The sequence below is a fragment of the Pseudomonas sp. ok266 genome, from assembly GCF_900110195.1.
In the GTDB taxonomy this organism is placed as follows: domain Bacteria; phylum Pseudomonadota; class Gammaproteobacteria; order Pseudomonadales; family Pseudomonadaceae; genus Aquipseudomonas; species Aquipseudomonas neuropathica.
Genome location: NZ_FOCU01000009.1, coordinates 21,103 through 34,945 on the forward strand (window position 1 = coordinate 21,103; position 13,843 = coordinate 34,945).

Consider the following 13,843-nt stretch of genomic DNA (forward strand, 5'->3'; position numbering starts at 1 on the left):
CCGAGAGAAGACCGCTTGCCCATGTCTATTTCATCGCCACGCCGTCCATTGTTACGCCTCTTTTTATTGGGCCTGTGTGCCTGCCTGCTGAGCCCGTTGGCCAGTGCCGATCAGGCCAAACGCCTGCGCATCGGCATCACCCTGCACCCTTACTACAGCTATGTGGCCAACATCGTCGGCGACAAGGCCGAGGTGGTGCCGCTGATCCCGGCCGGTTTCAACCCGCATGCCTACGAGCCACGGGCCGAAGACATCAAACGCATCAGCGGGCTGGATGTGATCGTGCTCAACGGCGTTGGCCATGACGACTTCGCCGACCGCATGATCGCCGCCAGCGAAACGCCAAACATCAAAACCATCGAAGCCAACGAAAACGTGCCGTTGCTGGCGGCCACCGGGGTAGCCGCGCGCGGGGCCGGCAAAGTGGTGAACCCGCACACGTTCCTGTCGATCAGCGCTTCCATTGCCCAGGTCAACAACATTGCCCGCGAACTGGGCAAACTCGATCCAGACAACGCCAAGACCTACACCCAGAACGCCCGCGCCTACGGCAAACGCCTGCGGCAGATGCGCGCCGACGCCCTGGCAAAACTGACGCAAGCGCCGAACGCGGAACTGCGCGTGGCCACGGTGCACGCGGCTTACGACTATCTGCTGCGTGAGTTCGGCCTGGAAGTGACCGCCGTGGTCGAGCCGGCCCACGGTATCGAGCCGAGCCCAAGCCAGTTGAAGAAGACCATTGACCAGTTGCGTGAACTGGACGTGAAAGTGATCTTCTCGGAGATGGATTTCCCGTCCACTTACGTCGACACCATTCAGCGTGAATCCGGCGTGAAACTGTACCCGCTGTCGCACATTTCCTACGGCGAATACACCGCCGACAAGTACGAAAAGGAAATGACCGGCAACCTCAACACCGTGGTGCGGGCGATTCAGGAGTCTGGCGCATGACTTCCAGAGAAACCCTCAACCTCCAGGACACCGAGCACCCTGTGGGAGCGAGCTTGCTCGCGAAGGCGCCGGATCAGCCGACATCTGTATTGAATGACACGCCGCATTCGCGAGCGGGCTCGCTCCCACAAGGATTGGGACCGACTCTGGATTTTGCGGAAGTCTCTCTGACGCTCGGTCGCACGACAATCCTCGATAACGTCACCTTCCAGGTGCACCCCGGCAGCGTTCACGCCCTGGTCGGCCCCAACGGTGGCGGCAAGAGTTCGCTGATCAAGACCCTGCTCGGACAAATGCCCCATCAGGGCCAGCTCAGCCTGCAATGGCCCGGCGAACCCGGCACCATCGGTTATGTACCGCAGGCGCTGGAAATCGATCGCGGTCTGCCGATGACCGTCGACGATTTCATGGCTGCCATGTGCCAGCGACGTCCGGCGTTTCTCGGTTTGAGCAAGCGTTACGCCGGCGCCATTGGTGAAGCGCTGGAACGCGTCGGCATGCAAGACAAACGCAAGCGCCGCATGGGCGCGCTGTCCGGCGGTGAGCGGCAGCGGGTGCTACTCGCCCAAGGGCTGATCCCGGCGCCGCAATTGCTGGTGCTGGATGAGCCGATGTCGGCCCTCGATGAAGCCGGGATTCAGGTATTCGAACGTCTGCTCGGCGATTGGCGTGCAGCGGGCATCACCGTTCTCTGGATCGAGCACGATCTGGAAGCGGTCGGGCGTCTGGCCAGCCGTGTCACGGGTCTAAACCGCCGCGTGCTGTTCGATGCCTCACCGCAAGAGGCGCTGACCCCGGAACGTCTGCTGACCTTGTTCTCGACCCATCCACGGAGCGCTGCCTGATGAGTTACGAAGCCTTTCGTTTGATGGTGCAAGGCTGGGCCTCGTCTGGTTATCTGCCGGAAGCGCTGGCCTACGGTTTCGTGGTCAATGCGTTGCTTGCCGGCCTGTTGATCGGCCCGGTACTCGGCGGCCTTGGCACGCTGGTAGTGGTCAAGCGCTTCGCGTTTTTTTCCGAAGCGGTGGGCCATGCGGCGCTCACCGGTGTAGCCATCGGCATTCTGCTCGGCGAGCCTTACACCGGGCCCTACGGCAGCCTGTTCGGCTACTGCCTGCTGTTCGGCATCCTGCTCAATTACCTGCGCAACCGTACCGGTCTGGCACCGGACACTTTGATCGGCGTATTCCTCTCGGTGTCACTGGCACTGGGCGCGAGTCTGCTGCTGATTCTCGCGGGCAAGATCAACGTGCACATTCTCGAGAACGTACTGTTCGGTTCGGTACTCACGGTCAACGGCAACGATCTGGCGGTATTGGCCATCGTTGGTTCGCTGGTCATGGCCCTGGCCTTGCCACTGTACAACCGCATCATGCTCGCCAGTTTCAACCCGCAACTGGCGGCGGTGCGCGGGGTGGCGGTGAAGACCCTGGACTATCTGTTCGTGATTCTGGTGACGCTGATCACCGTCGCTGCGGTGAAAGTCATCGGCGCAATTCTGGTCGGCGCGCTGCTGGTGATTCCAGCGGCGGCGGCACGTTTGCTCAGCCAGTCGCTCAAGGGTTTCTTCTGGTGCTCGGTGTTGATCGCCACGGTCAGCACACTGTGCGGGATCCTCGCGCCGATCGTGTTTGATCTGCCGATCCCGTCCGGCGCCGCGATCATTCTGGTCGCCGGCATTGCCTTCGCCCTCGCCGCCATTGCGCGCGGGGTTGTCCCGAGCCTGAAAGGGAATCTTGGATAAATGACTTTTTCACTGCGCAAACTGACCTTGGCCATGACCCTGTGCGGCGTGATCTGCACGCCGTTGATGGCCGCCGAAAACACTAAACCGCTGCGAGTGCTGGCCTCGTTGCCGATCACCTATGGCTTGGGCGAAGTGCTGCTCAAAGGCACTGACGTCCAGCTTGAACGTGCGGCACCGGCGAACTTGCCGGGCAGCCGGCAGAACGCTTATTTCACCGGGCGCGGTGCACCGGCGCTGAGCAAGTTGGCGACGAGCGCCGATGCGGTGATTGGCGTGCGCTCGCTGTGGGCCGATGATTCGCTGTACCCGATCGCCCGTCGCAGCAATATTCGCATCGTTGAAGTCGACGCGGCGCGCCCGGTCGACGGCGCCCTGCCGGGCATTGCCGTGCAACCGGATCTGAAGGTTGATGGTTTGAACAGCCAGCCATGGCTGGCGAGCAACAACATGGGGCGCATGGCGGACGTGATGGCGGCGGATCTGGTGCGCCTGGCACCTAGCGCCAAGCCTGCGATCGAGGCGAATCTGGCGACGTTGAAGCAGCGTTTGCTGAAGCTCAGCGCCGACAGCGAGGCGCGGTTGGCGAGTGCCGACAATCTGAGTGTGATGAGTTTGAGTGATCACTTTGGTTATCTGATCGGTAGTCTGAATCTGGAGCTGGTTGGCCAGGATCCACGCCCTGATGCGGAATGGACGCCGCAGGATCTGAAAAAACTGACGGCGACGCTCAAGGACAATGATGTGGCGGTGGTGCTGCATCATCGTCAGCCATCGGAGGCGCTGAAAGCGGCAATTGTCGAGTCAGGCAGTCGTTTGGTGGTGTTGAGTACCGATGCGGTAGATCCGGTGGCGGAGCTGGAGGGCAATGTTGATTTGCTGCTCAAGGGCTTGAGCGGGGCTTAGTTTCAGCCTGCTCGCGTTATCGTTCATCGCGAGCAGGCTCACTCCTACAGGGCGAGCGCATTCCAAATGTAGGTGTGAGCCTGCTCGCGATGAGGCCAGCCCGGCAAACACAAACCCAAGGAATGAAAAAACCCGCTGACTGTTTCCAGTCCAGCGGGTTTGTTTTTGCCCGGCCGCTTATTGCGCGGCGGCCTGGGCTTCCATCTTCTGGCGCAGACTCAGCGGACGCATGTCGGTCCAGACTTCTTCGATATAGGCCAGGCATTCCTTTTTCAGGCCGCTCTTGCCCACGGTGCGCCAGCCTTGCGGCACGGCTTTGTAGTCCGGCCAGATCGAGTATTGCTCTTCGTGGTTGACCACGACCTGAAAGAGGATGTCCTCGCGGTCGAATACTGACGTCATGCTGGTTCTCCATCGTTATAAGGGTGGGCTGCACGCTGAGTGCAGCCGGGTATGTAGAAAGAACGTTCGGCGCGGCGAAAAATTTACAGCGCAGCGGTGGCAGCGGCCAAAGCACGGCCAAAGATTTCCGCGACACGGTCGATTTCGGCGGCAGTGATCACCAGCGGCGGCAGGAAACGTACTACTGCGCCATGGCGACCGCCCAGCTCCAGAATCAGCCCACGCTTGAGGCATTCGCGCTGGACCAGCGGCGCCAGTCGCGCAGACGCCGGCGGATGACCGAGCGCATCCGGTGTGCCGTTCGGCTCGACCAGCTCGACGCCGAGCATCAGGCCGCGACCACGAATGTCGCCCAATTGCGGGAAGTCCCGTTGCAGGATGTGCAGGTGCTCGCTGAGGCGCTCGCCCATGGCAGCAGCGTGTTCGCAGACCTTGTGCTCAACCAGATAACGCATCACCGCAGAACCTGCCGCCATGGCCATCTGATTGCCACGGAAGGTGCCGGCGTGCGCGCCCGGCTGCCAAGTGTCGAGCCAGTCGCGATAAACCACCACGGCCAATGGCAGGCTGCCGCCGATGGCTTTGGACAACACCACCACATCCGGGGTGATACCGGCGTGTTCGAAGGCAAACATCTTGCCGGTGCGGGCAAAACCACTCTGGATCTCGTCGACGATCAACGCCACGCCGGCCTTTTCGGTGATCCGGCGCAAGCCGCGCAACCACTCGATGTCCGCCGGAATCACACCGCCCTCGCCCTGCACCGCTTCGACGATCACCGCTGCGGGCAGTTGCACGCCGGCTTCCGGGTCGTTGAGCAAGTTTTCCAGATAGCTCAGGTTGGCCTTCACGCCCGCCGCGCCACCGAGGCCGAACGGGCAACGGTAGTCGTACGGGAACGGCATGAACTGCACGCCATTGCTGAGCAACGCACCTAGCGGTTTTTTCGGCCCCAGACTGCCCATCAGGCTCAGCGCGCCCTGGCTCATACCGTGATAACCACCGGAGAACGACAGCACGGTGCTGCGCCCGGTCGCCGTGCGTACCAGCTTCAATGCCGCTTCCACGGCATCGGTGCCGGTCGGGCCGCAGAACTGGATTTTCGCTTGCGCCGCCAGGGCGGGCGGCAGCAGGCCGAACAGGTCCTGGACGAACTGATCCTTGACCGGCGTGGTCAGGTCGAGGGTATGCAATGGCAATTCATCGGCCAATACCTGCTGGATCGCTTCGATCACCACCGGGTGGTTATGCCCCAGCGCCAGCGTGCCGGCCCCAGCGAGGCAGTCGATGAACGTGCGCCCTTCAACGTCTTCGACATACAGGCCTTTGGCGCGCTTCAATGCCAATGGAATGCGTCGTGGATAGCTGCGCGCGTTGGACTCCTGCCGGGCCTGACGAGCCAGCAATGGCGATTCGTTGAACTGGTACAGCGTTTCGGCCGGCGCCGAGGTAACCCGGGCCGACGACTCTTCGATAAGGCTGGTGGCGACTGACATCTCTCGACCCCTCAATTGGCTATGGATAGTGACCAAAACAGCACACCGGACAGGTGCGCATTCCAATCGCGGAGCGCACTTGCAGGTTTTCCTGTTCTGGAAACGCTTAAGGGGCCTGAGGATTTAGCCCGTGATCGTGTTGTCAGGCCGGCGCTGCCAACGACTTGTGCATGGGCAGGGTCTGCACGCCTTGGTATTCGACGGGCGGCGCTGACTCGCGATAGCCCAGACGGCGATAAAAAGCACGGCCGGTGCGCGTGCTGTTGAGATTCGCTTGAGCAACGTCGCGAACCCGCAACCAGCCTTCCAGATCGTGCATCAACGCGCGCCCGACGCCCCGGCGAAAGGATTCTGGCTGCACGTAACACAGGGAAATGTCACCACTGGCCTGTGCCATACCGACACCGACCGGTTTGTCCGCCAGTAAAGCCATGCATAAATAGAAGTGCGGGTCGGCGAGGCGGGCGCTGATGAAGTCGGCGGATTGCTGAGTGATCCAGGTGCTGACCCGTATCGGATCGTTACGGTGGTCGAGCGCACAACCGATACGGATCGAACGTTCGATGATGCGGCTGATGATGCCGGCGTCGGCCAGTGTGGCGGGACGAATGCAGATGGGTGCTTCCATGGCGCAATTCCCTCAATCCATTGAGTCAAAGCTGCGTTGACCTTACCCCCACCCCTGCCGGATAGCGAATGTCGAAAAGTTACATTTGATGTTCCAACACATCCGCCCTTGTGGGAGCGAGCCTGCTCGCGAACGCGTTTTGTCAGCCACTTGGATGCTGACTGTGCCGCCGTCTTCGCGAGCAGGCTCGCTCCCACAGGGGATTTGTGGTCAGGTCAGACAGGCTGCAATGGCATGGTCAGTTCGACGCGCAGGCCATCCGGGCGGCTGTCGAAATGCAGGGCGCAGTCGCAGCGCTGAACGATCGCTTGGACAATCGCCAGGCCAAGGCCGCAACCGGTGCTCTGGCCGTTGCGCCAGAAGCGTTGGGTCAGGTGTTGCAGATCATCCGGTGCAATGCCCGGGCCATGATCACGCACGACAAACCGCACGCGGTTGCCAATGGTTTCCAGACTCAGTTCGACTGCGCAGTCCTCAGGGGTATGGCGCAAGGCGTTGTCGAGCAGATTGCGCAGCGCCGCGATCGACAGCACCGCCGGCATGTGCAGCGGTGCAGCGCTAAGCCCGGCCGGCAGTTGCAGTTTGATGCGCTGGTGCTCGCCACCGGTGGCGTCCTGGATCGCCAGGCGTGCCACTTGCTCGGCGCTGCACTGCGAACCGTCATCGAACGACAGGCTGCCCTCGACCCGCGCCAGCAACAACAACTGTTCGAGGGTGCGATGCAAGCGATCGGCGCCCTCCTCGGCCCGCGCCAGTGACTGATCGCGGGCACTGCCGTCGGTCATGCGCGCAACTTGCAGGTGGGTCTTGATCGCCGTCAGCGGGCTGCGCAGTTCATGTGCTGCGTCACCGGTCAGACGGCGCTCACGCTCGATGGTCTTGCCGATGCGTTGAAACAACTGATTTTGCGTTTCCAGCAGCGGCTTCAATTCGCTGGGGAAGGTCTGGATCTGCAACGGCTCGAGCGAGTCGGCATTGCGCCGCATCAGCGCCTCACGCAGACGGTTGAGCGGCGCCAGCCCCTGGCCGATGCCCAGCCACAACAGGCACAGGCAGCCGAGCAGCGCCACGCCCACCGGCACCGACGCCGCCAGCAGGATCGACATGTTCAGGGCTTCGCGCTCGATCTGCCGGTCGGCCGTGGTGATGCGCACATCGCCCCGGGCCAGGGTGAAGCTGCGCCACGGCGCGCCATCGATCATCTGGTCATGGAAGCCCATTTTCTCGGCTTCCAGCGCTTGTTCGGGATTATTGTGACTGCGCGCGAGTATTTCCCCGCGCAACGAGCTGACCTGACAGGCCATGCCGCCGGGGATATTCAGTTGTTCGGCACTGAAATGCGTGCCCTCGCCTTTGCTCGGCAGTGTCGGCAACTGTTCCAGCAGCCCGGCGACCATGCGCGCCGAGGCCACTAGACGCTGGTCGAGGGAAAACATCATCTGATTGCGCAGATCACTGAGCATCCAGGCCGCCGCCAGCGCCCAGATCAGCGCAAACGCGGCGCCGAGGGTCAGGCTCAGGCGCAGTCGCAGGCTCATCACTTGCCTTGATCTCCACCGTCGGCCGGGCCGAGGCGATAGCCCAGACCGCGCACGGTTTCGACGATGCCTTTGCCCAGTTTGCTGCGCAGGTGATGGATGTGCACGTTCAGCGCGTTGCTTTCCAGCTCATCGTTGAAGCCGTAGACGCTGTCCTTCAACTGCTCGGTGGACAGCACCCGGCCACGATTGTGCAGCAGCGCCTGCAACAGCGATTGCTCGCGGCGCGACAAGTCCACCGGTTGCCCGGCCAGGGTGGTTTCGCGGCTGCTCGGATCGTACGTCAGCGCGCCATGCTCGATCAGGTTGACGCTGCGCCCGGCAACCCGGCGCAACAGGGTTTGCAGGCGGGCGAACAGTTCGCGCAGATCAAACGGCTTGAGCAGGTAATCGTCAGCCCCGGCCTGCAAGCCGTCAACGCGGTCGGTGACCGAGTCGCGCGCGGTCAGGATCAGCACTGGAATCTCCAGGCCACTCTGACGCAGTTGTTGCAGCAACTTGAGGCCATCTTCGTCGGGCAGGCCAAGATCGAGCACCATCACGTCGAATTCGGCGACTTTAAGTATCGCGCGGGCCTTCGATGCCGTGTTGACGTGTTCGACGGTCAGGCCTTGGGCACTGAGTCCCGCAACAATACCGCTGGCGATCAGTTCATCGTCTTCGCAAACCAGTACGTGCATGGGTACTCCGGAAACAAAAAGGCGAGTGAAACAGGCGAGGATTAAGGCGCAATTATGGCCGTCACCGACGCATACGGGAAGCCGGGCGCAAAAGCCGGTGCCGCCCGATTGCGCAAACCTATAGTCACGCCGCATTAAAAACTTCTCCCCACGAATAAAGAAACAATTCCTCCCTTTGTAAGACGCCTTCAATCATTTAGTTTTCAGCTGGCGATTACCTACAACTTTTAAAAGGACTTAATGAACATGCCTCAACTAAAAAACTTCGTCGCGATCGATTGGCGCTCCGGCCCCGACCGTATTTATTTCTTCTTCAAGGACAGCGACACCTATTCTCGATTCGATCTCGCTGACAACAAGGTATCCACCAACTACCCCGCCCCGGTTACCGATAGCTGGGACAGCTTTGGTCCTTATGCCAAAGGCTTGCGTTTCGGACTGACAACCACTTCATTCGGCTGGAACACCCCGACCGATGAAGATATTGCCTGGTTGTTCTTCTATCAGGGAACAACACCCGTGGTGTGTAAATACAATCAAGACAAAGACAAGGTCGATGCCTTCTATAAAGTTTCCGATTCAATCTGGAAGCCAATACTGCCCTACTTCGACAAAATCATCGCAGGCACCTGGTTTCAACTAACCGGTCACCCGTTCCTGTTCAGATTCATCCTCAACGATGGGCACTATCTATCGTTTAACTACAAGGCAAAGACCCTGACTTACAAATCCTTCGGGGATCATCAACTTGGCGCGCTGCAACCGTACAAGGACCGGATCATCACGGCAGCGCAAAATGACCGGACTTTTGCCGACAGCTACTGGTACATCTTCCTGACCAACAACCAATACCTGACTTACAACATTCAGTCCGACCGTCTGGTCTCCGGCCCACAAACCATCAATGACGAGAACTGGCCCGGACTGCTGCGCGGCTGATTGGCCGAAGCCGGAGGGCCTTGTAGGATACGGTTAATTATCGGTTAATCGCCGCCGCCCATTCTGCGTCTTACTTGCACAGGGACAAGGCTCCTCCATGCGTCATTTTTTTCTTTTGTTTGCTCTGCTGATCTCCAGCCTGGCCCAGGCGGGGAACAATCCATTTGAGTCAAAACCGGAGTTTCTGCCGGTCGACCAGGCATTCGTGCTCACATCCGAACGCCTCGAATCCGGTGAAACGCAGTTGTTCTGGCAAATCACCGACGGTTATTACCTGTATCAGAAACGCCTGAAATTCGAAGGGCTGAGCGCAGAGCAACAGCCCGCGCTGCCTGAAGGCGAATCCCATAGCGACGAGTTTTTCGGAGAGCAACCGGTCTATCGCCAAGGGCTGGAAATTAAAATTCCAGCCTCGGCCACGGGGCAGATCAAGGTCGGCTATCAGGGCTGTGCCGATGCCGGCCTTTGCTATCCACCGCAAACCCGGGTCATCGACCTGGGCGGTAAAGCGCCAGCCACGACAACACCGGCGGCGACAGCGGTAACAACGACAACGAACGACCAGGCACCGGATCAAGCCATGGCCAGCAGCCTGCAAGAACACCCGTTGGGCTGGAGCTTGCTGGCGTTTTTCGGTTTCGGCTTGCTGCTGGCATTTGCGCCGTGCTCATTGCCGATGCTGCCGATTCTGGCCGGTATGGTCGTCGGCAGTGGTGCCACTCCGCGTCGCGGATTCGTATTGGCCGGCAGTTATGTGATTTGCATGGCGCTGGTGTATGCGGCGATGGGCGTGATTGCCGCGCTGCTCGGCGCGAACCTGCAGGCCTGGTTGCAAAATCCATGGCTGCTGGGGACCTTTGCCGCGATCTTCGTGGTGTTGGCGTTGCCGATGTTTGGCTTCTTTGAACTGCAATTGCCGGTGGCCCTGCGCGATCGCCTGGAACACGCCTCGCGCAGTCGCAGCGGTGGCAGCGTGATCGGTGCCGGAGCGCTCGGTGCATTGTCCGGTCTGTTGGTCGGCCCGTGCATGACCGCGCCACTGGCGGGTGTCTTACTGTATATCGCGCAGACCGGCAACGCGCTGCACGGTGGTTTGATTCTGTTTTCGCTGGGCATCGGCATCGGTGTGCCGCTGCTGTTGCTGGTGACCGTTGGCAATGGCTTTCTGCCCAAACCCGGTGCGTGGATGAACCTGCTCAAAGGCGTGTTCGGATTCTTCTTCCTCGCCACTGCGCTGGTGATGTTGCGCCCGGTGCTGGATGCGTCGTTATGGCTGGGCCTGTGCGGTGCGCTGCTGTTGATCGCCGCGTTCTGCGCCTGGAAACAGTCCGAAGGTTTTGGCCGCGTTGCGCAGTTGTTCGGCGCCAGTTCGCTGCTGCTCGGGCTGTGGGGCAGTTTGCTGGTGATTGGTGCGGCGGGCGGCAGCGATGATCCGTATCAACCGTTGCAGGTCTACAGTGCCGGTCGTGCTGGCGCCACCGCGCCTTCGGGTCATGAAGCGTTCACCACGATCAAGGAGCCGGCGGCGCTGCAACGCGAACTCGATGCCGCCAAGGCTCAGGGTCAGTGGGTGCTGCTCGATTACTACGCCGACTGGTGCAAGTCTTGCCTGATCATGGAGAAGCAGGTGTTTGGCAAGGACAACGTGATGCAGGCGCTGAGCAACGTGCGCCTGCTCAGGCTTGATGTCACCGACGACAATGCCGCCAGCGCTGAACTGCTCAGCCGTTACAAAGTCCCGGGACCGCCGACGTTCATCTGGATCGGTGCTGATGGTCTGGAGCGCCGCAGCCAGCGCATCACTGGCGAAGTCGACGCCGAGACATTCCTGCAACACTGGACTGCCACCCGAGATGCCCATTAATGCTGACTTTCACCCTCGGCACCTTTGCCATCGCGCTTAACCACCTGCTGCTGATCAGTGCCCTGGCGCTGGCAACCTTTGTCGGCTGGCGGGTGGCCAAGCGTGGCGGTGATAACCCCGAGTCAGCATTGTTCAGCCTGTTTCTGCTGGGCATGCTCGCGGCGCGAATTGCCTTTGTGCTGCTGTACTGGTCGCACTATCGCAATGACCCGTGGCAGATCATCGATTTGCGCGACGGTGGTTTCCTCGCCTGGCCGGGGGTGATCGTGCTGTTGCTGGTCGCCCTGTATCGCGGCTGGCGGCGTCCAGGGCTGCGTCGCCCGTTGGGTTTTGGCGTGGCCAGCGGCCTGGCGTTCTGGCTGTTGGCGACACTGTCGTTGAACCTCTACGAACAAGGCACCCGGCTGCCGGACATCTCCCTGCGCAATGCGGCCGGGGAAACCATTCAGCTCCGTGATTATCAGGGCGGCCCGCTGGTAATCAACCTGTGGGCGACCTGGTGCCCGCCGTGCCGTCGCGAAATGCCGGTGCTGGAAAACGCTCAGATGCAACGCCCGGACCTGACCTTCCTGTTCGTCAACCAAGCCGAAAGCATGCAGAGCGTGGCGACGTTTCTCGAAACCCAGGGCCTGAGCCTCAATAACGTGCTGTTCGACCGCAGTGGTCGGCTGGGTCAGGCCGTCGGTTCCATGGCATTGCCGACTACGCTGTTCTATAGCCCTGACGGTCGGCTGCTGACCAGCCACCTGGGTGAGCTGTCCAACGCCAGCCTGGCGCGCGCGCTGGAAAACTTCGCCGCCCCAACCCCGAATTCGAACCCGGCCACTGCACCGGCCACCTCTGCAAGGAAACTGCCATGCCCCGCCTCCGCCACCTGCTGACGCTGACTCTGGGCACCGCCCTGCTGCACTTGCCGTCGGTGCAGGCTACTGAAGAGTTGCCTGCGGCGATCAAGCAGATCGAAGCCAAAGGCGCGAAAATCGTCGGCCAGTTCGACGCCCCCGATGGCCTGCGCGGGTATGCGGCGCAGTATCAGAATCGCGGCATGGCGCTGTACCTGACCCCGGATGGCAAACACGTGTTGCTGGGCAATCTGTACGACGCCGACGGTAAAGACCTGAGCAGCGAGCCACTGCAAAAACTGGTTTACGCGCCGATGGCCAAGGAAGTCTGGGCCAAATTCGAGGCGAGCAACTGGATTCAGGACGGCAACAAGGATGCACCGCGCACGGTGTACCTGTTCAGCGATCCGAACTGCCCGTACTGCAACATGTTCTGGGAACAGGCGCGGCCATGGGTCAAGGCTGGCAAGGTGCAACTGCGGCACATCATGGTCGGCATCATTCGCGAAGACAGCCCGGGCAAGTCGGCCGCGTTGCTGGCGGCGAAAGATCCGGCCAAGGCCCTGGAAGATCACGAGAAGGCTGGCAAGGGCAGCTCACTGAAAGCGCTGAAAGATATTCCGGCGGCCGTGCAGAGCAAACTGGCAGCGAACATGCAACTGATGGAAGACCTGGATTTGCAGGCGACGCCGGCGATTTTCTACATGGATGACAAGGGTGAGTTGCAACAGCAGCAAGGTGCGCCTTCGCCGGACAAGTTGGCGAAGATTCTCGGGCCTAAATAATTCCGGGTTTGTTGGCGCCTGAAATGACGCCTTCGCGAGCAGGCTCGCTCCCACAGGGATCGAATGTGTTCACAGACTCTGTGTTCAATGCGGTCACTGTGGGAGCGAGCCTGTCTCCGGACGGCGTTCCGACGAAGAACGATTACTCGGTCTAACGGTTGCGCTCGCTGAGGAAGGTAAACAACACCTCCGTTACAAACTCGGGATTCTCCAGATTGGAGATATGCCCCGCCTCCGGCACCAGCACCCACGGGCAACCGATCAACTCGGCCATTTCCTTTGCTTCGGACGGCGGTCGCGGCTTGTCCTGATCGCCGCACATTACCAGCGTGGTCGCTGCGTTCAATTCGCCCAGCCGTGGCAACAAATCATCACGGCCAAAGGTGATTCGCCCCATCGGCACGATGCTTTCGCGCAGCCGATCCGAAGAGTACGCCGCCAGTTTCGCGCGGAAATCCTGATACAGCGCCGACTGCGGATCGATGCCCGGACGGAAGAAGATCGGCACGACGATATCCAGTAATTGCTCGGAGATTTCGCCGGTTTCCTCAATTTGCTTGAACAGCGAAAAGTAATACTGACGGGTGGGTTCAGGTTCGACGCCGACGTAGGTATCCATCAACACCAGACCGTTGATCCGCTGCGGTGCCGACAACGCCAGACGCACGCCCCACATGCCGCCGACCGACAGGCCAATCAGGGTGACACGGTCGATATCCAGATGATCAAGCAGGGCCTGCGCCTGACGGGCGATGTCGTCCAGGGATGTTGTGCCCTCAGGTAACTGTCCCGATTCGCCATGGCCCCACAAATCCAGTGCAATCACCCGATAGTGCGGCGATAACGCAGCGATCTGCGGTGCCCACATCGCGTGATCCCACAGATAGCTGCCGGCCAGCAAAACTGCCGGACCAGTGCCTTGATCAATGTAATGCAGCGCTTGTCCGTCCACCGTGAAAAAAGGCATCGACCACCCCCGCGACAAAAAAGAGAACCGGCAGACTGAGCTGCCGGTTCTTTATCGTCAACCTTGGAAATGTACATGAATGTACCGGCCTCATCGCGAGC

14 protein-coding genes are annotated in these 13,843 nt (G+C 60.7%); 8 read left to right on the forward strand and 6 right to left on the reverse strand.

The genetic code is table 11. The features are described from left to right. Positions 1-21 precede the first annotated feature (21 nt). The 4 genes from BMY54_RS17625 to BMY54_RS17640 are packed head-to-tail and all read left to right on the forward strand — an operon-like array spanning position 22 to position 3,601. Entirely contained in the window at positions 22-951 is a 930-nt protein-coding gene (locus tag BMY54_RS17625; protein ID WP_093435032.1) for a metal ABC transporter substrate-binding protein, read from the forward strand. Then, positions 948-1,796 (forward strand): metal ABC transporter ATP-binding protein, encoded by an 849-nt coding sequence (locus tag BMY54_RS17630; RefSeq protein ID WP_093435035.1) that lies wholly within the window; start codon positions 948-950, stop codon positions 1,794-1,796. The genes BMY54_RS17625 and BMY54_RS17630 overlap by 4 nt, the downstream gene beginning before the upstream one ends. Beyond that, positions 1,796-2,695, forward strand: a complete 900-nt coding sequence (locus tag BMY54_RS17635; RefSeq protein ID WP_007917717.1) for a metal ABC transporter permease — start codon at positions 1,796-1,798, stop codon at positions 2,693-2,695. The genes BMY54_RS17630 and BMY54_RS17635 overlap by 1 nt, the downstream gene beginning before the upstream one ends. After that, complete coding sequence (locus BMY54_RS17640; RefSeq protein ID WP_093435037.1) at positions 2,696-3,601, forward strand: metal ABC transporter substrate-binding protein; 906 nt, start codon at positions 2,696-2,698, stop codon at positions 3,599-3,601. 177 nt (positions 3,602-3,778) lie between these two features. Here the strand turns inward: BMY54_RS17640 and BMY54_RS17645 are convergent, their stop codons facing one another. From BMY54_RS17645 to BMY54_RS17665, 5 genes are all read right to left on the reverse strand, one after another. Beyond that, positions 3,779-4,003: an MbtH family protein gene (locus BMY54_RS17645; RefSeq protein WP_038364139.1), complete on the reverse strand. Its 225-nt coding sequence runs from the start codon at positions 4,001-4,003 to the stop codon at positions 3,779-3,781. A gap of 83 nt (positions 4,004-4,086) precedes the next feature. After that, positions 4,087-5,499, reverse strand: a complete 1,413-nt coding sequence (locus BMY54_RS17650) for an aspartate aminotransferase family protein (RefSeq protein ID WP_093435039.1) — start codon at positions 5,497-5,499, stop codon at positions 4,087-4,089. 142 nt (positions 5,500-5,641) lie between these two features. Then, positions 5,642-6,127, reverse strand: coding sequence for a GNAT family N-acetyltransferase (locus BMY54_RS17655; RefSeq protein WP_093435041.1), 486 nt, complete (start codon positions 6,125-6,127; stop codon positions 5,642-5,644). A gap of 215 nt (positions 6,128-6,342) precedes the next feature. Further along, positions 6,343-7,665 (reverse strand): ATP-binding protein, encoded by a 1,323-nt coding sequence (locus BMY54_RS17660; RefSeq protein ID WP_093435043.1) that lies wholly within the window; start codon positions 7,663-7,665, stop codon positions 6,343-6,345. Next, entirely contained in the window at positions 7,665-8,345 is a 681-nt protein-coding gene (locus BMY54_RS17665; RefSeq protein ID WP_034155191.1) for a response regulator, read from the reverse strand. Before BMY54_RS17665 ends, BMY54_RS17660 begins: the two co-directional genes overlap by 1 nt. A gap of 246 nt (positions 8,346-8,591) precedes the next feature. Here BMY54_RS17665 and BMY54_RS17670 point away from each other — a divergent pair, with 246 nt between their 5' ends. The 4 genes from BMY54_RS17670 (at position 8,592) to dsbG (ending at position 12,775) form a co-directional block, all read left to right on the forward strand. Continuing rightward, on the forward strand, positions 8,592-9,284 hold the full coding sequence (locus BMY54_RS17670; RefSeq protein WP_093435045.1) for a hypothetical protein: 693 nt from the start codon (positions 8,592-8,594) through the stop codon (positions 9,282-9,284). A 97-nt stretch (positions 9,285-9,381) separates the two neighbouring features. After that, entirely contained in the window at positions 9,382-11,148 is a 1,767-nt protein-coding gene (gene dsbD, locus BMY54_RS17675; protein WP_093435047.1) for a protein-disulfide reductase DsbD, read from the forward strand. Next, a complete protein-coding gene (locus BMY54_RS17680) occupies positions 11,148-12,029 on the forward strand; it encodes a TlpA disulfide reductase family protein (protein ID WP_093435049.1) in 882 nt (293 codons plus the stop codon). The genes dsbD and BMY54_RS17680 overlap by 1 nt, the downstream gene beginning before the upstream one ends. Further along, positions 12,005-12,775, forward strand: a complete 771-nt coding sequence (gene dsbG, locus BMY54_RS17685; RefSeq protein ID WP_093435051.1) for a thiol:disulfide interchange protein DsbG — start codon at positions 12,005-12,007, stop codon at positions 12,773-12,775. The genes BMY54_RS17680 and dsbG overlap by 25 nt, the downstream gene beginning before the upstream one ends. A 151-nt stretch (positions 12,776-12,926) precedes the next feature. Here the strand turns inward: dsbG and BMY54_RS17690 are convergent, their stop codons facing one another. Beyond that, positions 12,927-13,742, reverse strand: coding sequence for an alpha/beta fold hydrolase (locus BMY54_RS17690; RefSeq protein ID WP_093435053.1), 816 nt, complete (start codon positions 13,740-13,742; stop codon positions 12,927-12,929). Positions 13,743-13,843: the final 101 nt, after the last annotated feature.

Excerpts from the sequence above, each read along its gene's own strand:
- BMY54_RS17625 (WP_093435032.1), top strand. The coding sequence starts at position 22 with ATGTCTATTTCATCGCCACGCCGTCCATTGTTACGCCTCTTTTTATTG.
- BMY54_RS17630 (WP_093435035.1), top strand. The coding sequence starts at position 948 with ATGACTTCCAGAGAAACCCTCAACCTCCAGGACACCGAGCACCCTGTG.
- BMY54_RS17635 (WP_007917717.1), top strand. The coding sequence starts at position 1,796 with ATGAGTTACGAAGCCTTTCGTTTGATGGTGCAAGGCTGGGCCTCGTCT.
- BMY54_RS17640 (WP_093435037.1), top strand. The coding sequence starts at position 2,696 with ATGACTTTTTCACTGCGCAAACTGACCTTGGCCATGACCCTGTGCGGC.
- BMY54_RS17645 (WP_038364139.1), bottom strand. The coding sequence starts at position 4,003 with ATGACGTCAGTATTCGACCGCGAGGACATCCTCTTTCAGGTCGTGGTC.
- BMY54_RS17650 (WP_093435039.1), bottom strand. The coding sequence starts at position 5,499 with ATGTCAGTCGCCACCAGCCTTATCGAAGAGTCGTCGGCCCGGGTTACC.
- BMY54_RS17655 (WP_093435041.1), bottom strand. The coding sequence starts at position 6,127 with ATGGAAGCACCCATCTGCATTCGTCCCGCCACACTGGCCGACGCCGGC.
- BMY54_RS17660 (WP_093435043.1), bottom strand. The coding sequence starts at position 7,665 with ATGAGCCTGCGACTGCGCCTGAGCCTGACCCTCGGCGCCGCGTTTGCG.
- BMY54_RS17665 (WP_034155191.1), bottom strand. The coding sequence starts at position 8,345 with ATGCACGTACTGGTTTGCGAAGACGATGAACTGATCGCCAGCGGTATT.
- BMY54_RS17670 (WP_093435045.1), top strand. The coding sequence starts at position 8,592 with ATGCCTCAACTAAAAAACTTCGTCGCGATCGATTGGCGCTCCGGCCCC.
- dsbD (WP_093435047.1), top strand. The coding sequence starts at position 9,382 with ATGCGTCATTTTTTTCTTTTGTTTGCTCTGCTGATCTCCAGCCTGGCC.
- BMY54_RS17680 (WP_093435049.1), top strand. The coding sequence starts at position 11,148 with ATGCTGACTTTCACCCTCGGCACCTTTGCCATCGCGCTTAACCACCTG.
- dsbG (WP_093435051.1), top strand. The coding sequence starts at position 12,005 with ATGCCCCGCCTCCGCCACCTGCTGACGCTGACTCTGGGCACCGCCCTG.
- BMY54_RS17690 (WP_093435053.1), bottom strand. The coding sequence starts at position 13,742 with ATGCCTTTTTTCACGGTGGACGGACAAGCGCTGCATTACATTGATCAA.